The 24,807-nt window shown below is 37.8% G+C and carries 22 protein-coding genes and 1 pseudogene; 12 read left to right on the forward strand and 11 right to left on the reverse strand.

Annotated elements, in window-relative coordinates:
• Nucleotides 1–145: 145 nt before the first annotated feature.
• The 3 genes from E0H94_RS03530 to E0H94_RS03540 form a co-directional block, all read right to left on the reverse strand.
• Complete coding sequence (locus E0H94_RS03530) at nt 146–1,465, reverse strand: adenylosuccinate synthase (protein ID WP_131263104.1); 1,320 nt, start codon at nt 1,463–1,465, stop codon at nt 146–148.
• Nucleotides 1,466–1,534: 69 nt separating this feature from the next.
• A complete protein-coding gene (locus E0H94_RS03535; RefSeq protein ID WP_131325158.1) occupies nt 1,535–2,701 on the reverse strand; it encodes an ATP phosphoribosyltransferase regulatory subunit in 1,167 nt (388 codons plus the stop codon).
• Between the two features lie 213 nt (nt 2,702–2,914).
• Complete coding sequence (locus E0H94_RS03540) at nt 2,915–3,367, reverse strand: Lrp/AsnC family transcriptional regulator (protein WP_131325159.1); 453 nt, start codon at nt 3,365–3,367, stop codon at nt 2,915–2,917.
• 142 nt (nt 3,368–3,509) lie between these two features.
• Between E0H94_RS03540 and E0H94_RS03545 the strand changes: the two genes are divergently transcribed.
• Complete coding sequence (locus E0H94_RS03545; protein WP_131325160.1) at nt 3,510–4,262, forward strand: AzlC family ABC transporter permease; 753 nt, start codon at nt 3,510–3,512, stop codon at nt 4,260–4,262.
• Entirely contained in the window at nt 4,259–4,558 is a 300-nt protein-coding gene (locus tag E0H94_RS03550) for an AzlD family protein (RefSeq protein WP_131325161.1), read from the forward strand. The genes E0H94_RS03545 and E0H94_RS03550 overlap by 4 nt, the downstream gene beginning before the upstream one ends.
• A gap of 17 nt (nt 4,559–4,575) precedes the next feature.
• Here the strand turns inward: E0H94_RS03550 and E0H94_RS03555 are convergent, their stop codons facing one another.
• The gene (locus E0H94_RS03555; protein ID WP_044738604.1) at nt 4,576–4,887 is read right to left on the reverse strand and encodes a hypothetical protein; all 312 of its coding nucleotides are present in this window, start codon (nt 4,885–4,887) and stop codon (nt 4,576–4,578) included.
• Nucleotides 4,888–5,148: 261 nt separating this feature from the next.
• Here E0H94_RS03555 and E0H94_RS03560 point away from each other — a divergent pair, with 261 nt between their 5' ends.
• Entirely contained in the window at nt 5,149–5,670 is a 522-nt protein-coding gene (locus E0H94_RS03560; RefSeq protein WP_131325162.1) for a hypothetical protein, read from the forward strand.
• A 46-nt stretch (nt 5,671–5,716) separates the two neighbouring features.
• Here E0H94_RS03560 and E0H94_RS03565 read toward each other — a convergent pair whose 3' ends face one another.
• Nucleotides 5,717–6,739, reverse strand: coding sequence for a type I glyceraldehyde-3-phosphate dehydrogenase (locus tag E0H94_RS03565; protein WP_131325163.1), 1,023 nt, complete (start codon nt 6,737–6,739; stop codon nt 5,717–5,719).
• A gap of 400 nt (nt 6,740–7,139) precedes the next feature.
• On the opposite strand from E0H94_RS03565, the gene alaS reads away from it, so the two are divergent.
• From alaS to csrA, 3 genes are all read left to right on the forward strand, one after another.
• On the forward strand, nt 7,140–9,833 hold the full coding sequence (gene alaS, locus E0H94_RS03570) for an alanine--tRNA ligase (protein ID WP_171462035.1): 2,694 nt from the start codon (nt 7,140–7,142) through the stop codon (nt 9,831–9,833).
• 65 nt (nt 9,834–9,898) lie between these two features.
• Nucleotides 9,899–11,179: an aspartate kinase gene (locus E0H94_RS03575; RefSeq protein ID WP_131325164.1), complete on the forward strand. Its 1,281-nt coding sequence runs from the start codon at nt 9,899–9,901 to the stop codon at nt 11,177–11,179.
• 243 nt (nt 11,180–11,422) lie between these two features.
• Nucleotides 11,423–11,677, forward strand: a complete 255-nt coding sequence (csrA, locus tag E0H94_RS03580; RefSeq protein ID WP_116763239.1) for a carbon storage regulator CsrA — start codon at nt 11,423–11,425, stop codon at nt 11,675–11,677.
• A gap of 55 nt (nt 11,678–11,732) precedes the next feature.
• Here csrA and rnhB read toward each other — a convergent pair whose 3' ends face one another.
• Together rnhB and E0H94_RS03595 are read right to left on the reverse strand one after the other, a co-directional pair.
• Nucleotides 11,733–12,305, reverse strand: coding sequence for a ribonuclease HII (gene rnhB, locus E0H94_RS03585; RefSeq protein ID WP_131325165.1), 573 nt, complete (start codon nt 12,303–12,305; stop codon nt 11,733–11,735).
• A gap of 555 nt (nt 12,306–12,860) precedes the next feature.
• Nucleotides 12,861–13,238 (reverse strand): hypothetical protein, encoded by a 378-nt coding sequence (locus tag E0H94_RS03595; RefSeq protein ID WP_131325360.1) that lies wholly within the window; start codon nt 13,236–13,238, stop codon nt 12,861–12,863.
• Between the two features lie 228 nt (nt 13,239–13,466).
• Between E0H94_RS03595 and E0H94_RS03600 the strand changes: the two genes are divergently transcribed.
• Nucleotides 13,467–14,021 carry a cytochrome b gene (locus E0H94_RS03600; protein WP_131325166.1) on the forward strand — a complete coding sequence of 185 codons (555 nt, stop codon included), beginning with the start codon at nt 13,467–13,469 and terminating at the stop codon, nt 14,019–14,021.
• Nucleotides 14,022–14,075: 54 nt separating this feature from the next.
• Here the strand turns inward: E0H94_RS03600 and E0H94_RS03605 are convergent, their stop codons facing one another.
• Nucleotides 14,076–15,074 carry an adenosine deaminase gene (locus E0H94_RS03605; protein WP_131325167.1) on the reverse strand — a complete coding sequence of 333 codons (999 nt, stop codon included), beginning with the start codon at nt 15,072–15,074 and terminating at the stop codon, nt 14,076–14,078.
• Nucleotides 15,075–15,137: 63 nt separating this feature from the next.
• On the reverse strand, nt 15,138–16,460 hold the full coding sequence (locus E0H94_RS03610; protein ID WP_131325168.1) for an NCS2 family permease: 1,323 nt from the start codon (nt 16,458–16,460) through the stop codon (nt 15,138–15,140).
• Between the two features lie 1,253 nt (nt 16,461–17,713).
• Here E0H94_RS03610 and E0H94_RS03615 point away from each other — a divergent pair.
• Nucleotides 17,714–18,424 (forward strand): transglutaminase-like domain-containing protein, encoded by a 711-nt coding sequence (locus E0H94_RS03615; RefSeq protein ID WP_131325169.1) that lies wholly within the window; start codon nt 17,714–17,716, stop codon nt 18,422–18,424.
• A gap of 758 nt (nt 18,425–19,182) precedes the next feature.
• Here E0H94_RS03615 and E0H94_RS03620 read toward each other — a convergent pair.
• Both E0H94_RS03620 and E0H94_RS03625 read right to left on the reverse strand, forming a co-directional pair.
• The gene (locus E0H94_RS03620; protein WP_131325170.1) at nt 19,183–19,440 is read right to left on the reverse strand and encodes a hypothetical protein; all 258 of its coding nucleotides are present in this window, start codon (nt 19,438–19,440) and stop codon (nt 19,183–19,185) included.
• A 680-nt stretch (nt 19,441–20,120) separates the two neighbouring features.
• Nucleotides 20,121–20,360: a hypothetical protein gene (locus tag E0H94_RS03625; RefSeq protein ID WP_227548539.1), complete on the reverse strand. Its 240-nt coding sequence runs from the start codon at nt 20,358–20,360 to the stop codon at nt 20,121–20,123.
• Between the two features lie 469 nt (nt 20,361–20,829).
• Here E0H94_RS03625 and E0H94_RS03630 point away from each other — a divergent pair.
• The 4 genes and pseudogenes from E0H94_RS03630 (at nt 20,830) to E0H94_RS03650 (ending at nt 24,715) form a co-directional block, all read left to right on the forward strand.
• Nucleotides 20,830–21,973: pseudogene (locus E0H94_RS03630) on the forward strand (IS3 family transposase).
• A 371-nt stretch (nt 21,974–22,344) separates the two neighbouring features.
• A complete protein-coding gene (locus E0H94_RS03635) occupies nt 22,345–23,238 on the forward strand; it encodes a hemolysin E (protein WP_165495579.1) in 894 nt (297 codons plus the stop codon).
• Nucleotides 23,239–23,257: 19 nt separating this feature from the next.
• On the forward strand, nt 23,258–23,479 hold the full coding sequence (locus tag E0H94_RS03640; protein WP_131325173.1) for a hypothetical protein: 222 nt from the start codon (nt 23,258–23,260) through the stop codon (nt 23,477–23,479).
• A 495-nt stretch (nt 23,480–23,974) separates the two neighbouring features.
• Complete coding sequence (locus E0H94_RS03650; RefSeq protein ID WP_131325174.1) at nt 23,975–24,715, forward strand: outer membrane protein; 741 nt, start codon at nt 23,975–23,977, stop codon at nt 24,713–24,715.
• The last annotated feature ends 92 nt before the right edge of the window (nt 24,716–24,807 follow it).

Consider the following 24,807-nt stretch of genomic DNA (forward strand, 5'->3'; position numbering starts at 1 on the left):
TAAGTTATTGTATCAAGGCTATTTTGAAAAAGTGTACAAGCAAATGCAACTTTAGTCTGGATTTCAAAACCATAAAATTTTGCAATTTAGACGCACAAGAAAAAGCCCCGCATCTGCGAGGCTTTTTAGCATAAACTATGATCGATTAAGCATCAAATGGATGACGCAATACGATAGTTTCTGCACGATCTGGACCCGTTGAAATAATGTCAATTGGGCATTCAATTAACTGCTCAATACGCTTGATGTAGTTAATTGCATTTTGTGGAAGCTGCTCTACAGTGGTCGCACCAACTGTTGATTCAGTCCAACCTGGCATCGTTTCGTAGATTGGTTTTAGGTTTTCATACGCAAGCGCATCAGAAGAACCTACACAACCTGAATCTGTATTTTCATAACCCACACAGATTTTCACTTCTTCCAAACCGTCTAATACATCAAGTTTAGTTAAGCAAATACCAGAAAGTGAGTTTACATCTACAGAACGACGAAGAATTTCCGCATCGAACCAACCACAACGGCGTTGACGACCTGTAGAAGCACCAAACTCATGGCCCACAGTACCTAAGTGACGACCAATTGCATCACCTGTATCTGCCGCAGCATCGTAGTGCAATTCAGTTGGGAATGGACCAGCACCTACACGTGTTGTGTACGCTTTAGTGATACCCAATACATAGTCTAAATGCAATGGACCCAAACCTGAACCAGAGCTTACGCCACCAGCTGTCGTGTTTGAAGAAGTCACAAATGGATAAGTACCATGATCAACGTCAAGTAGTGAACCTTGAGCGCCTTCAAACATAATGTTGTCACCGTTTTTACGGTAGTTGTGTAATTCTGTAGTTACATCAACCACTAACGGAGCAACAACTTCACGCCATTGATCGCAAAGTGCAATTACATCTTCCAACTTAACTGCTTCAACACCGTAGTATTGAGTTAATTGGAAGTTATGGTAATCCAATACTTCAGCCAATTGTGCTTTTAATGCCTCACCGCCACGTACCAAGTCAGCAACACGTACTGCACGACGCGCAACTTTGTCTTCATACGCTGGACCAATACCACGACCCGTTGTACCAATTTTTGCATTGCCACGCTTTTTCTCACGTGCTTGGTCAAGTGCAATATGGTTCGGAAGAATTAATGGACAGTTTGGAGAAATACGCAAACGCTCTTTAACAGGTACGCCTTGCTCTTCAAGAATGGTCATCTCTTTGATTAAAGCTTCTGGTGAAAGCACAACACCATTACCAATTAAGCACAATACGTTTTCACGTAAAATACCTGATGGAATGAGGTGTAATACAGTTTTCTTACCACCAACCACGAGAGTATGACCTGCGTTATGTCCGCCTTGATAACGAACTACCGCAGCCGCTTGATCTGTGAGCAGGTCGACGATTTTACCTTTACCTTCGTCGCCCCATTGGGTACCAAGTACCACAACATTTTTGCCCATAATAGCCTCATTACATCATGCTGTTAAAATTAAAACTCCAAGTAGTGACATGAACACTACTCGCAGTGGTTAAATTGGTTTAACTTGCCACTCACCAGCAACATCAACCAGTTGATGTGTTGCATTTGGAATAGAGTTTAAATCATCATTACCCAATAACTGAATTACACTTAAGCCTTGTGCTCTCACAGACGCAATCGCTTGTTGTAAATCAGCGTTCATGCCTTTAGGTGCGACAACTACAGAGATTGCGTTAAACTGCCCTGCACTGAGTGCATATAAGTCACAACTAAAACCTGTTGCAGGACGCGCACGACCAAAATGTTCACCGATACCGTCATAACGACCACCCTGTGCCAAAGAGGCAGCTCGGTTTGGTGCATACACGGCATACATTAAACCTGTGTGGTAGTGGTATGAACGCAACTCTACAACATCAACGCCAATCAATAGGTTTGGCCAACGCACCTGAATTGCTGACTGTGTGGTTTTTAATTCATCCAAAGCATGTTTGAATGCTGTGTCTGCTAAAATTTCTGCACTAAGATGCGTTTGTAATGCATCAAGATCACTTGCATAGCGACCTAATGCATAAAAGTCTGCACCGAAGTTTAAATCTTGGGTAAATTCCGCCAACTCAGGCAGTGCTTTACGTTGATAAAGGTCAGACAGTTCATGCTCAGTGTTTTTGTTTAAACCCGCACGCTTAACTAAGCTACGGAATAAACCCACATGCCCTAAATCCAGATGGATACCATCTACCAAGCCTGCTTTGTTAATCAGACCCAGCATGACGTCGACCATTTCAACATCAGCATCAATGCTGTCTGACCCAAACAACTCTGCACCTAATTGCAACGGTGCACGTGTGGTATTAAAGCCTTGCGGCTTGGTATGCAAAACAGTGCCTGCATAGCAATAACGAGCCACACCTTCTACGGGATGAACGTGTGCATCGATACGCGCCACCTGTGGTGTCATATCCGCACGCACCCCAAGTAAACGTCCTGATAACTGGTCGATTACTTTAAAAGTCGCAAGGTCTAAATCGTGATTTGATTCGGATAAAGAAGAAAGAGATTCTATGTATTCAATAAACGGCGTGTACACCAACTGATAACCTCGAGAAGCAAGGAAATCCAAGGCGTCACGGCGCAAGTTTTCAATTACTTGCGCTTGCTCTGGTAATACATCAGCTACACCATCAGGTAATAACCATGTCTCTGAAATGGGCATGTTGTAAACCTAAATTCTTGTCAGCGCGGAAGTAATCCGCATAAAAAAATCGGGAGCACACCCGATTTCTCCTAGTTTAGCACGATAGTTCACACCATGCACTGAGATTTTTACATTTAATAGCATTACTCTGCACAATCTCATCCTGACTGAATAATGCACTAAGCTAACGTTTATTATCAACAAATTAAGCCTTGATCAGTACCATTGCTTCTACAACGGCAGTTCAGTCGTCTGTTTAACACTCTGGAGTGGAATTTCAGTTTTTACATTCTGAATCCCGGTAATTTTATTTAAATGCTGAATTTGGAATTTTCGATAGGCATCTAAATCAGACACCACAATTCTTAAAAAGAAGTCACAATCACCCGCCATCAGTTGGCATTCCACGATTTCAGGAATTTCTCGGACTGAATCAATAAAGTGATTGACCGTTTTCGCATCTTGCCCTTTCAGCCAAATTCGAGCAAATACGGTCAACCCCAAATTGACTTTTTGTGGATTGACCAAGGCCACATACCTTTCAATAATGCCAGCATCTTCAAGTTGTTTGACCCTGCGCAAACAGGGTGAAGCTGAAAGCCCCACTCGCTGTGCAAGCTCATTGTTCGCCAACTTTCCATCTTGCTGCAACGTTTGTAAGATTCTTCTGTCAATTTTATCCATATTCACGCTCTTGGCATTAAACACTCTTTATTTTAATTTTAGAGCAATTTTATGCTCAATTCTTCATAAATACTGCTTAATTTAGTGTCAAATATCACAACAATATTTTTAAAATGGCTAGCTACTTTGTGAGGTTTCTTCCATGTCCACTTTAAAAAGCAGCTCATCTTATTCGTTGAGCTTGAACAGTCAGGAGCAAGCTGAATTTTTTCGTGGCATTAAAACAACACTACCGATGCTGCTTGGTTTTGTTCCTTTGGCATTAGTACTTGGAACCCAAGCCTCTCAAAAGGGTTTTTCTATTGTAGAAGTATCACTCTTAACAGGTTTAAATTTTGCGGGTGGCTCTGAGTTTGCCATTCTAGAAATGTGGACTAATCCCCCACAATTCCTACTGCTGATGTTCATTACCTTTTTAATCAACAGTCGTCATTTGCTTATGGGGGCAAGCCTCGTTCCTTATTTAAAACATTTGCCTGACCGTCAAGTTTATCCTGCTCTCTTTTTCCTTTGTGATGAAAGCTGGGCCTTGGGATTATCCAATGCACAAAAAAGGATTCATCAGGTTGGGCTAAGGCATGCTTTTAATATGCCTTACTATGCAGGGGTGTGTTTAGCGCTATATGTGATGTGGGTATCCGTCACGACCTTAGGCGCTGTACTTGGTCCAGTCTTGGGAGATATTCATCCGTATGGTTTTGATATGGCATTCCCAGCCATCATTTTGGTGCTACTACGTGGAATGTGGACTGGATTTTCTGCCACACGACCCTGGTTAGTTAGTTTAGTGGTTGCTGCAATTTCTTATTTATATTTGCCCGCAGGTTGGCACGTGCCTTTAGGTGCAATCAGTGGTATTGCATCTGCCTTTTTCTTGATAGGAGAAGACGAATGATTCATGCCAGCACTATGATTGCGATTCTCCTAGTCGCCTTAACCACTTATTTAACCCGTTTATTGGGCTATGTTTTATTAAAAAATAAAACCTTGTCGGCTAAACACAAAAAGATTTTAGAAGTTATACCAGGCTGTGTCCTGATTTCCGTCATTGCGCCTTATTTTGTCAAAGATAATCCAGCCGACTTAATTGCAATCGCAATTACTTTATTGGCAGCATCTCGACTCCCCCTACTTTCAACAGTCATCATCAGTATGTTAAGCGCAGCATTATTACGCCAAATTTTAATTTAAAATTTGGCGTAATTCGCTCAGAATGGGCGGTCTGTTTGCCCGACTGACTTGCTTAACAAACTAACCAATTCAGCATTTTGCAACTCCAACTGATGCGTTCTTTTTACAGTTTTATCAATTGCTTCTTGTTGCACATGCATTTTCTTGGCAAGGTCTTGCATAATTTCGAGCGTTTTCTTTAAGTTTTCTTCAAGGTGTACCACTTTCTGCTCCAGATGTTGCTGATACTCTGTATCCCCTGTGCTCTCACCTTGCTGTTTAAATTGAAACCACACCAGAAAAATAACTGCAACTGCTAATAACAGGATAAATCCCCAAATTAACATCATCATATGTTTCTCATTGTCATTATGTCTTTCTTTTATAATATGCCAAGATGACTTTAATTTTTATAAAAAATAAGAGATAAACCCGATATTTTTCAATCATTCACTCATCATGCCTATTATTGATATCAACAGAAGCAACCAAAGCCAAGCGAATGATATTTTGATACATGTTTTCTATTTCAGAAAGACACCTCAACCGATATATTCAATTCGCTAACAATTATTCAACTTTAGAAAAAACTGTTTATTGAGATCATCACTATGGAATTACATAGCAATCTTTACTATCACCATCCTGATAACATCATCATGGATCGACTTGATCATTTATTCCAACAACATCAAGACAATCCTGTGACTTTTGTGCAATTGGCTAGCGCAATCAATGCAGAGTATGGTGCCGAACTTGCACAAGAACTTATCGATCAAGTAGATCAAATCGAGTATGACCTTGCACCAGAAACAGTCTATCGACTTGCAGGATTTAGTATTCTGCACTTTGTCCACGGTTCGGAGGGTGATGACATTATGGAAGCCATCCTGTTTTTCTTAAAAGCCTTAGTCCCTGCATTACATGTACAAGCATGGGGTTGTGGCGATGATGACCCTTGGGAATTCTGGCTTAAATTTGAAGGTGATGAGCTCATTCGTGAAGATGATGAACCTTTTAATGATCCCGAAGATGATCTCAACATTAAAGCCGAAATCTACACTTGGTGGCATCAAGATATGCCTAAAGAAATTCAAGAAGGCTTTTTAAACGAAACGGAAGCAGAAGAATAATAACCAAAGCACCTTATTTGCAGAACCAAATAAGGTGCTTGATTACTTATACAAAAGATTCACACAAATCCAGTAAGCGGTTGGCATAGCCCCACTCATTATCATACCAAGCAAACACTTTCGCCTGATGTCCCACCACCATAGTCTGACTTAAGTCCACAATAAGTGAATAAGGTGAATGATTAAAATCACTAGACACCAACGCTTCATCGGTCACTTGCATAATTTCAGCATAATCACTTTCTGCTGCACCAATCAATACTTCGTTCAGTCTGTGTACGGTAACTGGAGATTGCGACACAAAGGTCAAATCAATTGCAGCAACATTAATGGTTGGTACACGAATGGAATAACCATCAATGCGGTTTTCCATTTTCGGCATCACTTGCTTTAACGCTCCTAATGCCGAAGATGTCGTGGGAATAATATTTTGCCCAGATGCGCGGGCACGACGTAAATCTCGATGTGCGTGATCCAAAACCGATTGATCAGCAGTTACCGCATGAATTTCAGTCATTAACGCAGTTTGAATCCCAAAAGCATCATCAATAATTTTGACTAAAGGCACCAGTGCCTGCGTGGTACAAGACACACTGGAAATAATTTGATCTGAAGCTTTCACTTCATGATGGTTCACGCCATAAACAATCGCCGCATCGACTGTATCAAAAGGCGCAGCGCCAATAATCACGCGCTTTGCGCCTGCATGAATATGGCGCGTGGCTGCTTCGCGTGAACGGAATAAGCCCGTACATTCCAATACCACATCAATATTTAACTGCTGCCAAGGTAACTGAGCCGGTTCGGCCTCACACAAAACTCGAACTTTTAGGCTGGCAAGCCCTGCATGAATATGCAAATAAATTTGCTCATTTTCATGCTCAAGTTCAACTTTGCCCTTGAAACGACCATGTGTTGTGTCGTACTTAAACAAATGCATTAAGGTTTCAACATCGGCAATATCATTAATTGCCACAATCTCAAAATGGAAATCTTTAGGATTTTCGAACCATGCCCGCAAAACATTACGACCAATTCGACCAAATCCATTAATCGCCACCTTTTGCATGACTTTTCCTTTGTATGAAACCTTAATTTAAGCTGCCTTATGTTAATTGATTTTGTACTTTAGCCAAGATATTTTCTTGCAAATCCAGTATAAAATTAAAAAAAATGATGGTCCTGATAGAAAAACTTCAGCCAAATTCAACCTGAACAGCACCTTCTACTGGATTGACTTAAATTTAGAAAATTTTAAAAAGTTTATTTACGTAAAATAAATACAGACTAAAGGATGCCTTACAATTCCATAGTTTTGTCATTAATTCATAGTAAAGTGATTGTGCGTGGGGCTTTTTCCGTTATAATTTGGCGTTTTAAAAAATTAAGCCTGTATTTTATAGAATGTGCTAAAACCACCTATAAACAATACATTTAGCCAAATTCAAGATTTATGGAGTGACTTGGTTGTGAGTACTCGTTTTATGACATCCGCTGAAATTCGCGAAGCTTTTTTAAGCTATTTTGAATCGCAAGGGCATACACGTGTCGCGTCGAGTTCTCTAGTACCCGCCAACGACCCAACATTATTATTTACTAATGCTGGTATGAACCAGTTTAAAGACTGCTTTTTAGGTCTTGAAAAACGTGATTATGTACGTGCAACCTCATCGCAAAAGTGTGTCCGTGCTGGCGGTAAACACAATGACTTAGACAATGTCGGTTATACCGCACGTCACCATACCTTCTTTGAAATGCTAGGTAACTTCTCTTTTGGTGACTACTTCAAACGTGATGCTATTAAATTTGCGTGGGAATTCCTGACTGGCGATAAATGGTTAGCACTACCAAAAGACAAACTCTACGCCACGGTTTATCACACTGATGACGAAGCATTTGACATCTGGAACAAAGAAATTGGTTTAGATGCATCGCGCATTATTCGTATTGGTGATAACAAAGGTGGCCAATACGCTTCAGATAACTTCTGGGCAATGGGTGATACAGGTCCTTGCGGTCCGTGTTCTGAAATTTTCTTTGACCATGGCGATCATATTTGGGGTGGCTTACCAGGCACACCTGAAGAAGATGGTGACCGTTTCATTGAAATCTGGAACAACGTATTCATGCAGTTTAACCGTACTGCGGATGGTGTACTGCACCCTCTTCCAGCGCCTTCTGTTGATACAGGTATGGGCTTGGAACGTATTTCTGCTGTTTTACAACACGTAAATTCAAACTACGAAATCGACTTATTCCAACACTTACTCAAAGCTGCAGCAGAAATTATTGGTTTAGATACCGCTACGCTTGAAGCTAAAGCCACTGAAAAAGGTACGCCTGTTCAGTACCCTGCTTCACTTAAAGTGGTTGCAGACCATGCTCGTTCTTGCTGCTTCTTGATTGCAGACGGCGTAAACCCTTCTAACGAAGGTCGTGGTTATGTACTACGTCGTATTATCCGTCGTGCAGTACGTCATGGTAACAAGCTAGGCGCAACAGGTTCTTTCTTCCACAAAATGTTACAGCCTTTAATTGAAGTGATGGGTGCTGCATATCCAGAACTTGAAGCACAGAAAGCGCGTATTGAAGCACAATTACTGAAAGAAGAAGAACAGTTTGCTAAAACTTTAGAGCAAGGTTTGAAATTGCTTGAAGGCGAATTGGCCCAACTGAAAGGTTCTGTAATTCCCGGTGAAGTGGTCTTTAAACTCTACGACACTTATGGTTTCCCGACAGACTTAACAGCTGATATCGCACGTGAACGTGATTTAACGATTGATGAAGCTGGCTTTGAAGTTGAAATGGCTGCACAGCGCCAACGTGCGCGTGATGCTGGTAAATTTGCGATTGACTACAACAGCGTTGTAAAAGTTGAAGGTGAAACTCAGTTTGATGGTTACGATGCAACTGCTGGACAAGGTCAAATTATTGCTTTGTATAAAGATGGTGAGCAAGTTGATGAAGTGGTTGAAGGCGATGAAGCGCTCATCGTACTGAACCAAACTCCATTCTATGCAGAAAGCGGTGGTCAGATTGGTGATACAGGTATCTTCAAAAATGACACGGGTATTTTTGAAGTTCAAGATACCAAAAAATCTGGTGGTGCATTTGTCCATCAAGGGATCGTAACTGTTGGTAGTCTGAAAGCATCACAAACTGTTGACGCTATTGTAAAAGCAGACATCCGTGCTGCGACTGCGCGCAATCACTCTGCCACTCACCTTTTACATGCTGCATTACGTCAAATCTTAGGCTCACATGTACAGCAAAAAGGCTCATTGGTTGCCTCAGACATCTTACGTTTTGACTTTGCCAATGATCAGCCAGTTTCATTTGAACAACTTCAAGAAATTGAGCGTTTGGTCAATGCTGAGGTGATTGCGAATACTGCTGTTAGCACTGAACTTCTTGACATCGAATCTGCGAAAGCTAAAGGCGCGATGATGTTGTTCGGTGAAAAATATGGCGATGAAGTTCGTGTACTTTCAATGGGTTCAATCATTGAAGAGAAGAACTTCTCAATCGAGCTGTGTGGTGGTATTCACGTACAACGTACTGGTGACATCGGCTTATTTAAAATCACTTCTGAAGGCGGTGTAGCTGCGGGTGTACGTCGTATTGAAGCAGTAACAGGTACTAAAGCTTTAGACGTTGTACAAAAAGCTGAAGCAGATATTGTACATATCAATGGTGTATTGAAAGCTCAGAAAGATCAAACAGTAGAAAAAGTTGAAGCAATTGTTGAAACTTCATCTGCATTGCAAAAACAGATTGAACAACTCAATCAAAAATTAGCAAACTTGCAAGCTGCGGAACTTTTAAGCCAAGTTCAAACACTTGCAGGTCGCACAACTTTAATCACAACTGCTCAAGGTATGGATGCAAAAGCACTTCGCAACCTTCATGACGGTGTGAAATCAAAATTAGAAAATGCAGTAATCGTTCTTGCAGGTGTAGAGGGTGACAAGGTTAGCTTGATCGCATCTGTAGCAAAAGAATTTACTGCTTCTATAAAGGCGGGTGACATCATCAAACACTTGGCAACTGAGCTTGGTGGTAAAGGTGGTGGTAAACCTGACTTGGCACAAGGTGGCGCGCCACTAAACGAGAAGTTTGCACCAGTGATGGCAGATTTAACTGCTTGGCTTGAAGCAAAATAAAACTTCACCTTTTGTGTAACTGACCCTGATTGGCACTTCAGGGTCATGGCTTATATGGAACAACTATGGCATTAATCGTTCAAAAATATGGCGGTACTTCTATGGGTACCCCCGAGCGCATTTTAAATGTTGCTCGTCGTGTGAAGCGCTGGCATGACCACGGCCACAAGGTAGTGGTTGTAGTATCAGCAATGAGTGGTGAAACAAACCGCTTATTAGCTCTCGCGAAAGCCATTACGGACACCCCTGACCCACGCGAACTTGACCAAATGGTTTCAACGGGTGAACAGGTAACGATTTCCATGTTAGCGATGGCGCTCAATTCAATTGGTGTTGAAGCTAAGTCACTCACGGGTCGTCAAGTTGGTATTAAAACGGACAGTGCGTTTACCAAAGCACGTATTGAATCGATTGATACCGACGTAATGACTAAACACTTAGATGCAGGTCGTGTCATTGTGGTTGCTGGTTTCCAAGGCTTTGATGCCGATGGCAATACTACAACTTTAGGCCGTGGTGGCTCAGATACTTCTGGGGTAGCACTGGCAGCTGCGCTGAAAGCAGATGAATGCCAAATCTACACCGATGTAGATGGTGTTTATACCACTGACCCACGCGTTGCACCGAAAGCGAAAAAAGTTGACCGTATCTCTTTTGAAGAAATGCTAGAAATGGCATCTTTAGGTTCAAAAGTTTTACAAATCCGCTCTGTTGAATTCGCAGGTAAATATCAAGTTCCACTGCGCGTATTATCAAGCTTTGATAATGATGATGATGGTGCATTTGATGAAGATTTCAAGCAAAACGTAGGCACATTAATTACGACTGAGGCAGAAGACGATATGGAACAACCAATCATCGCAGGTATTGCATTTAACCGTGACGAAGCAAAACTCACTATCTTGGGTGTTCCTGATGAACCAGGAATTGCATCTAAAATCTTATTGCCAATCAGCAATGCCAATATCGAAGTGGATATGATTATCCAAAACGTAGAAGAAGATGGCACAACAGATTTTACTTTTACCGTAAATCGTACTGACTTAGCAAAAGCAAAAGCAATTTTAGAGCAAACAGCGAGCAGCATTGAAGGCTGTGAAGTTGTTACTCGTGATGATATTGTTAAAGTCTCAATCGTTGGTGTAGGTATGCGTTCACATGCAGGTGTTGCGAGCAAAATGTTCACAGCCTTGGCAGATGAAAGCATTAATATTTTAATGATTTCAACATCAGAAATTAAAATTTCTGTGCTTATTGAAGAAAACTATTTAGAACTTGCTGTGCGTTGTTTACACACCGCATTTGGTCTAGACCGTGAACATGGTGAGTCAAGCGCACGCGCTTAAAAGATAATTGTCTTTTGTAAGACAATTATCTTTAAAATTCCATAAAAATACAGAGCCACTATAGTTTTTTCTATGGTGGCTCTGTTATATTAGCCCAGAAGCGTTTTAGTAAATTTCAACAGAATTCTATAAATACCCACCTATTTGTCTTTATAAGTTCTGTTAAAATTTTCTTTATAACCAAGGTTGTGTTTTTTTAACTTTTTAATCAATGCAGGTTTAGCATTTTGCAAGGAGATAAACATGCTGATTCTGACCCGTCGTGTCGGAGAAACATTAATGATTGGGGATCAAGTCAGTGTTACTGTGCTTGGTGTTAAAGGCAATCAAGTTCGTATTGGCGTAAATGCTCCAAAAGAAGTATCAGTTCATCGCGAAGAAATTTATCAACGCATTCAACATGAACGTGCGATGCACGAACACCTTCAACATATCGATCAAGATTATCAACCTTCTTTTGAAGAAGATAATTACTCCCAGAATAACTTTAATCGTTAAAATTAAACGTTATCTCCTAAAGCGGCTTTTCTAAGCCGCTTTAAATTTTTCTAGCCTAATCAAATTGTGCCAAGGCTTTTTTTACTGGTGCATAACTACGACGATGTTCCGCAATCACCCCATGTATCGCAATAGCTTCAAAATGCGCTTTGGTTGGATAACCTTTATGTTTGGCGAAACCGTACTGTGGGTATTTCTGATCTAAAGCGACCATGTCTCGATCACGTGTGACTTTAGCTAAGATACTGGCCGCAGAAATTTCTGCATGCAATGCATCCCCTCCAACTACAGCATCACAACTCATGCTTAAACCTTGAGGAATTTTATTTCCGTCCACCAAGACATGCTCTGGCCTGATTTGTAATGCCTCCACTGCACGACGCATTGCCAACAATGATGCTTGTAGAATATTAATGTCATCAATTTCTTCGTGACTTGCTTCTGCAATGGCCCATGCCAATGCTTTTTCTTGAATCTCTACAAATAATTTCTCACGCTTTTTCTCTGTGAGTTTCTTAGAATCATTTAGCCCTTCAATTGGATTATTCGGGTCAAGAATCACAGCCGCAGCTACGACCGATCCAACTAAAGGGCCACGCCCTGCTTCATCCACACCCGCTACTCGCATGTCTTACTCTCATAAAAAATGGCTGAAAAATCAGCCATCTTAGAATTAATCATATATTCAATGTATTTATTTTAACATTTCAGAAGCACATGTTGCAGAAGTTTTTTTTGCAGCCAATGTCGAATAAGCATCTTTAGCTTTTGGATCTATAGCCGCTCAAGCCAATTACTCTTTAGAGAACATTTTCGGCGTATTGTCTCCCACACATTGGCATACTTCACGTTTTTTCTTTTGTTTTTGATCTTTAGACAAAGGTTTACTGCTTAAAATCCACATTAGATTATTTTCAATATGCTCCGTACATTTTTAGTTTGATGCCCTTCGAATCACAGAAATACCATCTGATTCTGAATCAGATAATGCTGAAGATACACATACACAGAGCATCAATACCCCCAATTAAACACATTAAAAATTTATATTTTTTCATTATTATTTAACCTTTGTTTTACGCAAATAGATTTATAGGTTATTTATTATTTTGAACAATATAAAATAAGATAAAGCACAAAAAGTATTGCAATAAAAAAGCTAGGAGATTCCTAGCTTTTCAGATTATTTATTTACTGCTTCACTTACACAACTTTGAATGGTCTTCGTCACAACGTTATTCACAATCGTTGTACGTGCCGCAGGGTCGATAGCAGCTGTAGCCAAATCTACAGTCGTCACATTTTGTGGTGCCTTTTCGCTCACACAACCACAAATATCTGTTTGAACATTTTGCTTTTGCTCAGCAGTCATCAGCTGTGTAGCCTTTTTCCAAGCAGGAGTGTTATTTAATTCTGTCACGCATTTTGAATTGATTGCAATTTTGATTGCTGCCATTCCTACTTGCTGAGTTGTTGTCGCAGTAGTTGTTGCTGTTTCTGTGGTAGCACAAGCAGTAAGTACTAAAATAACAGGTGCCAATGCAGCTAATCTTTTTTTCACAATATTACCTTGATGATTCATTTAAAGTAGCGCTATTGTGCCGTAACACCAGTAAATAAAAAGCCCTGATTGACTTAATCATCAATTGGTTGTGCAATTTAGCAACAAAACCCATCAAATAACATCAGCGTTGCAACAAATATACGCATCGTTGCAGAATTTGCATTTTTTTGTAATTTTAACTTCAGTAAGATTATAAAAATTATTCAGCCTATTCACTCATACTTTATGAAAAATACATCCCCCTATTACACGCGCACTGCACAAGTCTTACACTGGATCATGGCGATTATTTTTATTGTCGCTTGGATCATTGGTTTCTATAGTGGGAACTTTTTAAGCTATGAGACTGATGGAAGTTTCAAAGGTGACGTCATCACCTTACACAAAAATATTGCTACGACCATTATCTTTTTGGTCATGATCCGTATTTTATGGCGTTATACGCATCCAGCCCCTTCACTACCTGACAGTATGTCTCCAACAATGAAGGTATTGGCACATCTTGGGCATTTAGCGCTCTACCTAATGTTACTTGCCTTGCCAATCACGGGGTGTTTATTCAGTTGGAGCGCAGGTCATCCCGCACCTGTTTTATATATGTTTGAGATTCCTCGCCTTCTAGAAGAAAACTATGATGTGTTGGAAATTGTAAAACCGTTACACATCTATCTATCTTGGGCAGCAGGTTTATTGGTTGTAGGCCATATTGTTGCTGCATTAAAGCACCACTTTATTGATAAAGATGGTGTGCTCACCAGTATGACGCGCCAACCTAAATAAAACGAAATCATAAAAAACCGCACAATATTGTGCGGTTTTTTATCTTTATCAGAATTACAAACTTTGAATTTCAGCAATCCTTTTTTGCTTTTCAGCATCGCTAATAAATGACGCTTCAAAAGAATTTTGAGCCAACTTTTTCAATTCATCATTTGATAAAGACAGTGCTTCTGTAATCGCAATAAAATTATCATTCATATAACCACCAAAATAAGATGGATCATCTGAATTTACTGTGACATGCACGCCTTGTTGCAATAAACGACGGATATTATGCTGCGTCATATCATCGACCACGCATAACTTTAAATTACTGAGTGGACAAACCGTTAACGGCATTTTTTCAGCAATTAAGCGTTGCATTAAAGTAGGATCTTCTTCTGAGCGTACACCATGATCAATACGATTCACTTTAAGTAAGTCTAAAGCTTCCCATACATATTCTGCTGGACCTTCTTCACCCGCATGTGCAACGACCAAGAAACCTGCTTCACGTGCTTTGGCAAAGACACGTTCAAATTTTGCAGGTGGATGTCCCACTTCACTAGAGTCCAGCCCAACACCAATAATTTGATCTTTAAATGGCATGGCTTGTGCCAATGTTTCAAATGCAGCTTCTTCACTTAAATGGCGCAAGAAACACATAATTAAACGTGAACTAATACCATATTTCGACTGAGCATCATCACAGGCACGCTGTAAACCATTAATTACGGTTTCAAATGCAACACCTCGATCGGTATGCGTTTGTGGGTCAAAGAACATTTCTGTATGCATGACACGATCTTCATGACACTTTTCGAAATATGCCCAAGCCAAATCATAGAAATCCTGCTCATGCACCAGTACGTTTGCACCCGCATAATAAATATCAAGGAAGGATTGCAGGTTATGAAAGTTATAGGCTTGCTTGACTTCTTCAACTGATTTGTAAGGAATTTCAATCTGATTACGTTGTGCAATTGCAAACATCAGTTCAGGCTCAAAAGTCCCTTCAATATGAACGTGTAATTCTGCTTTTGGTAAAGCACGGATGAGCTCAAGTTGATTCATACCTTATCCTTAAAAAGAAAAAAGGGTGTAAACAAGTTTACACCCTTAACATTGGTGTGGGTATTAACCACCAAAAAATGTAAATTTAATTGCCCAAAGCACTGCAACAATCCAAACCATATAAGGAACAGTTGATGCTTTGCCTGTACATAATTTAATTAACGCATAGCTAATAAAGCCCATCGCAATACCATCTGCAATTGAGTATGAAAATGGCATAAATACGATAGTTAGGAATGCAGGTACAGCTTCAGTAATATCATCCCATTCAATATGGGTAATCCCCTGAATCATCAACACACCCACAAATAACAATGCAGGAGCTGTTGCAAAACCAGGTACAGATTGTGCCAATGGAGCTAAAAACAAACACAAGATAAATAAAATACCAACCACAACAGCTGTAAGACCTGTACGACCACCTGCTGCTACCCCTGCTGAAGATTCAATATAAGGCGTGGTTGATGACGTACCTAATGCAGCACCTGCAACAATAGCGGTTGAGTCAGCAAATAATGCTTTTTTCAAGCGAGGTAATTTACCATCTTGAAGTAAGCCAGCACGATGCGCAACACCTACTAATGTACCTGTTGAGTCAAATAAGTCCACCAAGAAGAAGACAAAAATGACACCCACTAAACTTGCGGTAAATAAGCCTTCAAAATCCATCTGTAAGAATGTTGGTGCAATTGAAGGAATTTCTCCTACAACACCTTTGAATTCGCTTAACCCCATCATGGTAGAAATTGCTGTCAGCACTAAAATACTGATAATAATCGCACCACGTACTTTAAACTGGTGGAGTACCACAATCATTAAGAATCCAAACAACGTCAACAGTACTGTCGGTTGCTTAAGATCACCTAAACCAACCAGTGTTGCTGGATTATCAACAATAATGCCTGAGTTCTTTAACGCAATCAGCGCTAGGAACAAACCAATACCACCGCCAATCGCAAACTTAAGCGACATTGGAATTGCATTGACAATCGCTTCACGGATTTTAAACATGCTAATGGCAATAAAAACTAAACCAGAAACAAATACTGCTGCCAAAGCGGTTTGCCACGGCACACCCATCCCCATACAAACAGAATAGGTAAAGTAGGCGTTAAGTCCCATACCAGGTGCTAAAGCAATTGGATAGTTCGCAATAATCCCCATCACTAAACAGCCAATCGCTGCAGCGAGACATGTTGCGACAAAGACAGCTCCATGATCCATCCCTGTTTCGGATAAAATCATTGGATTAACAATAATGATGTAGCACATGGTTAAAAATGTGGTTACACCTGCAAGAACTTCAGTACGAAAAGTCGTCTTGTTTTCGCTTAGTTTAAATAAGCGTTCAAGTACGTTTTCTGAAGATGGATTAGGAGTCGTCATGACCTAGCCCCTGTAAAAAAACATTATACCAAAATTCCGAATTGGGCTAAAAATTAAACTTTTTGCCATTTGATTCTCGAAATTTAAAGCAATGGGTATGCCAAATATCCAATGCCTTTTTTTAAGCTAAACAAGGAAACTGTCGTTGCCAAACATAAGGCTTCCTCATATAAGTAAACGAAAAAAGCTGCATATATTATGCAGCCTTAACACTTATACTTTTTAAATCAATAGCTTAAATAAAAAACATAAACATTTCTTTAAATTCGGCGTGGATTATAACATATTGATTTTCACGTTGTTTCTAGAATTTACGCATGCCATAGGCTACGCCTAAAAAATGAGATGCAAGTAAATTTAAATCTTTAATTACAAAAAAGAATTCATACTGCTATTGATCTTTTTTTCTAAAAATATTTTTTGATTGAGCATCAGCCTCAATTTGCTGTAACGAACTGTGCGCTTCATTTATCAAACGGTCAATTTTTTGCTTCTGCCTGCTCTCAGATTCGTAATATACACTCAATCCTAAGATACAGACTAACAATAGAAACACAGGTATAAGGAACTTTTTCATTATAATCAAATAATTTTTTAATTATTGGTAAAATATACACTATATTTTTTTCTGGTTCACTTTGTTTCAGACCAATAGAACAAACTTAGTTTAAATTTATATTTTTCAATTACTTAAAAATAATTTTGTAATTTACTACATTCATACACGATGTATTGCGCCAGCAACTTCTAACTGCAAAATTGTGCTCGCTTAACTTGATTTTAAGGTTAGCAACAATTTATTTATGCATTATTATTCAATAGCTTAATTCTTCCAATAAACTCTGTTTATATTTCTCTCATAAAAATCTGATTATGGATCTTCATATATTGTTTACGAAACATTCACTGAACGGATTTGAGTCAGAATTATGTAATCTTCAAAAACTGAAGAAACATAATTCAATTTAGCAAATACAAACTCTAAATGCTCTATTTAGTACTTATTCTAACAATAGTATAAGCTGACTATCATATTGTTTCTGACCTGACTCCCCCTCCCCCCGTCCAAAAAAGTTAAATCCTTTAGAAGTGGCAATATACGGGTACATATTGTTAAAAACATTAATTTCTTAAATAGACTCATGTTTGAATATATCTAGTTGGCAAAGAAGTATTGTACTGCTTAATCTTGACTTTAGACTTACTCTATAGTTTTTAATCTAATCACCAACTTCAAATTGAAAATATAAATCATGGAAAAATATCTTAAAGAAACACCACTACTTGATTATAACCACCCATCAATCAAAAATTTAATTCAAGAAAAAAAGTGGTGCAAGTTGAATAATATTGAACAAGTGAAGCAGATTTATAACTTTGTTAGAGATGAGATTCAATTTGGCTATAATTTAAAGGACTCAATTCCAGCCTCCGCTGTTTTGAATGATGGTTACGGTCAATGTAATACTAAAGCGACTTTATTGATGGCTTTATTAAGAGCCGTCAAAATTCCGACCCGATTACATGGCTTCACCATCAATAAAAGCTTACAAAAAGGGGCTATAGACGGTATTTGGTACATGCTATCTCCCCAAAATATTCTGCATAGTTGGGTGGAAGTCTATATCAATGAAAATTGGTTTATTTTAGAAGGAGTAATTCTGGATAAAGCGTACTTAACAAATCTCCAAAAAATGTATAAAAGCTCTTCAAATACTTTTTGTGGATTTGGTGTCTTTACACAGAATTTTGCAAATCCGCCTATAGACTGGAATTTAAGTCATACATATATTCAGGATAAAGGGATTAATCAAGATTTTGGAATATTTGATAGCCCTGATGATTTTTATAACCAACATCAGCAACAACTTAGTTTTATTCAAGGGATAATGTTCAAAAATATAGTCAGACATTTAATAAATAAAAATGTTGATAATATTAGGAATGCTAAGATTACCGAGTAGCTGCATTCAGTTAGCATATATGTAGATATTTCTATGAAAATATGGCTTTTTGAAAGTTAGTATTATTCTTATATGTTTGATTCATAGCCATCCTTTCAATATCATTGGTGTTTATGAACACAGAAATACAATTGCGACTTGTATGAGTTAAATTATTTAAAGAAACCACAAATACAGATCTAGTTTACCGGAGATGTATATTTCTAGACCAATGTTACGCAAGGGCCTGAAAACAATATTCTGCGCAAGGTCTTGATGGATTAAGTCCCTAGAGTGAATATCCTTTAAAATCTCTAAATACTCAAGTCAATGCGGAACCAGAAGCCTTAATATTAGAAATGCGCCCGGCTAGAAATCTTGGTACTCGACGTTTAACAGAGTTGATGAGACTGTATCAAGTCTCATTGTTCTTAGTGACTATCCATAAGGTACTATCCACTCACTAAGTCAAACCGATTAAAAAACTCTGTCATAAAGTAATTTTCATTCGTCATGAACGTTCACTATCAGGCGATAGAATTCAAATGAATCCCGATACAGTACAGATATATCGATGGCTGCACACGATATTGTGTTTAAGACTATATAAACACCGAAAAACAGCGAATACTTTCGACTTTTTAAACTGCGAAATTAAAGAAATACTCTTCTCAGATGAGGTCCAAATACAATACAACTCAGCGAATGAACACATTCAACATGCTCATTACAAGAGAGATTTAGAGATCGTCAAATTAAAACAATCTCTATGATATAAATTATTCCGCATAAAACTCTTCATTAGACATTAACCCTAAATAAGTAATACACGTTGCGAATATGTCCATAATTTGTGGATGCCCATTACTCTCTAGCCAATCTTTTCCCAGCATCGAAAAATGCTTCACCATGGCTGCATTAATGTTTTCATATTTCTCCTCCATTGGAAGGAACACAACATGATTCTTAGGAATTGGATTGCTATCTTGTAAAAAATTCAAGTTAACCATGTACCAGTGTAATTTGTTCGTTGTCATTTTTATTCTCCAATCATTAGCCAATAATTTTTAATATTATACGACGATCAATTAGTTCTTGATTTATTTGCTTGTAACTTCCTTTGAAACTTAGCAAATTTTTAAATATCAATAGCTTAAAAAAACAGAAGCAAGTTGAGTGATCAAAACTCCAAGTAAAATATTAGGCAACTGTATATACGGCCAAAATACGTAATTGCTTATTTTTAGCTAGTTTTCTCATCATTCTTACACCCCCACATAAAATAAACCTATATTTAGCAGTATGTTTGTCACCATCAAGACTATTACAATTAAAGTGAAAGTGCAGAATATTTTCACAAAACTTTCTGGTTTTTAAGTTTATAGCTTCCATTGTTACGCCTAGAAACTTAACTAATATTGAGTATTGTTATGACTCATGTTTTTGATCCTTACTTCATCTAAAGGTGAGAAATATGAAGCCAAGAATTGCCGTTTTTTGCTTTTGTACTTATTACTCCGTTTTCCTCGCTCAGATCATTCTTGAAGATTTGTCGCATCCCCTCTTACAAAAAGGTTTCTTTAAAGACTTCTTGTGAACATTTCATATGAGAAAAATTCAACCAGCTCAGTTATGGTTTTTTAGAATTCTTCTTTCAAAAAATAATGCTCAGATAATTTCCATCATCTGAGCATTATGAGTAGTTTAAATAATTAATTTAATTCAGTTTTGAAACATAAATTTCGTAATGCGGATTTGTATACTTATTTGAAATCACTTCATCTATTACGTATTTTTCAACAATTCCATCGGGCAATGAATGGTGAAGAAAATCTCCCTCTTCAACTGGTATTTTGATGTCTTTACTAGTAATCATTATTGACTGAACGATACAATATTTTAAAACTAACTCCTCTCCTGTACCATTTTTTATTAATTTTAAATCTATTCTATTCATCACTTTAGGTCTCCTTTAAGTGATTAATTTATTCTAGATAAATCATTATGATTATTAGCATTTTGACATTGGCCTGTAAAGAAAAACTCCTCTCAGCCTGAACAGATATTGTTTCATTTTGTTTATTAAATTTTACTATTCGGTCTAATTATAGAAATACTAGTTTGAAAGCATAATTTTACTTTATATATTTAGAGCGACTGGTCTTTTTGATGATTTATTTATGTGACTTTTACTCAGTTTTCGACTCAAATCATGTCTTGTGATTTGTAGTATCCCCTCTTACAAATCCAATTTATTTACTCATATCGTCGGGCTTTTGATGATGCTCATTATTTGATGAGTAAATTCTAGAACGGTTAGTCTCTTTTACTGTAGACCATGACGGATACGAACCCATTACTACCACGCTGCCTAGGTTAAATAGCCACCGATTTTGTAGACACCTTTTAGTTAGATAAAATGGCTAATTAACGAGGTGCTTAACCCTGAAAAATTCAAAATTGAAGCAGTAAAACAGGTCACAGAGAAAGCTCATAGTGTTGCTGATGTCGCAACACGTTTAGGTACGACTACACATAGTTTGTATGTCTGGATTAAACGCTATGATCCTCAACAGCCCAGAACAACAGAATCTACTGATCCAAGTGCAGAATTGGCAAAGTTAAAAAAAGATCTGCAAAGGGTCACTGAAGAAAGAGACATATTAACAAAGGCCGCGGTGTACTTCGCAAGCCAGTCCAAATGAGGTATGCCTTTATTCAGGACAATCAGCACTACGGCCTGTCCGTCGTTTATGTTCAACTCTGGATGTTCATCACAGTGGTTATTATGCATGGTCAAAGCAACCCACCAGTAAAACTGTGAAGAAGCAGCAACAGCTTTCAGGATTGATTAAACAATTCTGGCTGGAATCTGGCGGAGTCTACGGTTATCGCAAGATTCACTGTGATTTGAAAGATGTTGGTGAAAATTGTGGTATCAATCGAGTATATCGGCTCATGAAGGCGAATGGTCTTCAATCACAGCGTGGCTATCGCAAACATAGAGCTCATGCTGGCACTCCAGCTGTCGTGGCAGCAAACACTTTAGACCGACGATTTAATCCAACTCATCCCAACCAGCTGTGGGTGACAGATATTACCTATTCCATATTCATGAAGGATGGTTGTATCTTTCAGTTGTGATTGACCTGTTTTCACGTCTTGTTGTTGGCTGGTCTATGAAATCCAGAATCACGACAGATCTGGTTTTAGATGCATTATTGATGGCTTTGTGGCGAAGAAACCCAAAGAACAAAGTCTTGATCCATTCTGACCAAGGCAGCCAATACACCAGCCATGAATGGCAGACATTTCTCAAGCATCATAATCTTGAAAGTAGTATGAGTCGTAGAGAATTGCCATGACAATGCTGTTGCAGGAAGCTTCTTCCAGCTATTAAAGTGGGAACGAATTAAGAAGAAAATATATGCATCAAGAACTGAAGCTAGGTCTGATATCTTTGAATATATTGAGATGTTCTACAATTCAAAACGACGGCATGGTTCCAATGATCAGCGTTCTCCATTAGATTATGAAAAAGCCCATCAAAAGATGGTTAGGTCTGTCTAGAATTTTGGTGACTATTCATTCATATAGTCCAATATCATTTAAAAAATCATTATAAGGTATAATATAAATACATTTAAATTAATAAAAAATCTTAAAAATAAATCAAACAATATGATTTCTATAATTTAATTCTGGGAAATAAAATTATTTATATAAAAACACTTTAATTTTAAAAACTTAATTAAATAAATTTAAACAAAAAATATGACAAACCCATCACAAATAAAATTAAAATCAAAAATAACGGCTCAAAACATTTCTTTTAAACCAAAAAATACCAATAAAAATTTAATTTAGTAACACTTAAAAAAACCTTTTTTCAACACATGATTTATATTAATAACTCTCGATACTTAATAATGAGATTAAAAATGAATACTTCAGTAAACCCAGTAGACCCTATGGCAATTAGTGAGTTTGCAAAAGATGCAATAGAAAGTGTTGAAAAGGCCTTAGATGTTTATAATAAAGTTATTGATAATCTCATCCCTTGGGATAGCTATATCGAAACATGCAAAGAAATTGAACGGTTTAAATCAGATTATTCCAATGAAGCAGCCGATTTAGTCGGTCAAGCAAAGACATTATTATTAGATTCACAAGATGCTTATTTCAACTCCACACAATGTATTTATAAATGGTGCGGAATCACTTTAAATTTAGTTCCTATATATATAAAGAATCTTGATGCTGGCACCAATCTAGATGCACAACGTGCAATTCTAAAACAGGTAATCACTATAGGAATTAAGAATATCGAGGATTCTATAGAAAATTTAAATAAAAGTTCCGAATCATTTAACCAACTTACAGGAAAGCTTACGAGCCTAGGAGTACGCTTAGATAGCGATTTTGACACCAAAAGTGCATATTTCAATCGCAGAATCGATGATCTTAGAAAAAAAGCATATGGAGGTGCAGCTGCTGGAGCAATACTTGGACCTTTTGGCTTAATCATATCTTATTCAATCGCTTCAGGTGTTTTAGAAGGTAAATTAATTCCTGAACTTAAAAAACAACTTGAAGGAGTTAAAAAATTCTTCGAAGAATTAAACAAAAAAGTTGAGAACACTAAATCTAATATAGGTGGTGCAAAACAAACAATTAAAGATGAAATACAATCTATAAGTGACCTAGAAACAACTTCTAGAACCATTGATTCATTGGTTGAGTTTGACACTAGCCTTAAAGATGAAATGATTACTTTATGCAACAGATTAATTGATCAATGCAATGCTTACCAAAAACGTCATGGCCGCAAGTAATTATATTAGAGGCGATATCATGAAAGTATTATTTAATTCTATTTTATTATCTGTATTTATTTTAAACACACCAATCGCTCATGCAAATGGACCAAAAGGTGTTTGTTATAACAAATCAAACTGTGGAGGGAAAGTTATTAATCATAGTGTCGGAATGCACAATTGCAAACAACAAAGTGGTAAGAGTTGGTTTGGTTCCAAGGATAAAAACTCACCTGCTAAATGTCACAACCACATATAATTTTTTAATAATTAAGGTACTCACAACCTTGGCTACTACTCTACAAAACTTATTTTATCATCCAAAACTAAGTGACTTATTCATAAAATAAGTCACTTGCTCAATTATCCACGATCCATTAATTCCTTCTCGAACTTCACTCTTTTTTAAAGGCATCTTCATTATCTGGCTTGCTTAGCAATGGTGCAACGTAGTGCCAGTGGACAACGGCCTGTTTAATTATCGCGTTCATACTCATCTTCCTTCCAATGACCTTTGTCATATTCTTTATGGGACAAGACATAACGGATATACACAGGTTTTGCCTAATTCGAAAGATAGTGAAAAGATAAAGCACCTCACGGCGCTCTAATTTTTTCACATCTCACTAAATAAAAATTATTAGAAAAAAATCACAAAAATTTGAAGTAATGAGACTAAATATGTAACAAAATGCAATAGCAGTACATAAAAAATACGATAGTATTTACATAATAATTACACTGGAGTTACATCATGAAACAACTACTCTTAGTCACAGCTATTTCATTTTCAAGCTTAGCTTATGCTGACAATGGCTTCTATACATCACTTAAAGCGGGCATCAGCGATACAAAATTTGACAATAGCGAAGATCAACTCTCTGATTCTAATATCACACAAACTTTACATTATGATGATGCTGACGAAACCGTCTATCCAAATATCTCTGCTGCTATCGGTTTTGATTTCAGCAAAATCAGCAACGTAAATGCCCGTGCTGAATTGGAATACACATACAAAGACAACGTTAAATTTAGCCCAGAGTTAAACAAAGTTTCATTCCAATCAGGTGATATCAGCGATAGCATAGATGTACCTAATGGAACCCCTGGTTTCTTTGTCAATGAGCTTCGTACTCAGTCGTTGATGTTCAATGCTTACTATGACTTTAAAAATAAATCTAAATTTACACCATACTTAAGCGTGGGTGCGGGTGTAACTCGTATTAAGAATGAGCAAGACTTAAACCCTGTTTATAATTTTGGAGAAGACTTAGGACTAACGGATACAAGCAACAGTTTCACTTGGTCAGCGGGTGCTGGCGTAGCATATAAAGTAACTGAAAATGTTGCTCTTGATTTAGCTTACCGATATGTAGATGCTGGCGAAATCGAATTCAATAACAGCAGTGTTGATCTAGGTAATTTTAACTTAAAGAGTACAGCTGACCTAACTTCACATGACTATTCATTAGGTATTCGTTACAACTTCTAAGAGTTCGTAACAACTGAAGGGGGATAATTTATTATCCCCTTTTCTTTTGGGAAAAATAAAAGGAAACCATGACAGTGCGCTGAACCCTATCA

This window comes from Acinetobacter sp. ANC 4173 (assembly GCF_004331255.1).
Lineage (GTDB): Bacteria > Pseudomonadota > Gammaproteobacteria > Pseudomonadales > Moraxellaceae > Acinetobacter.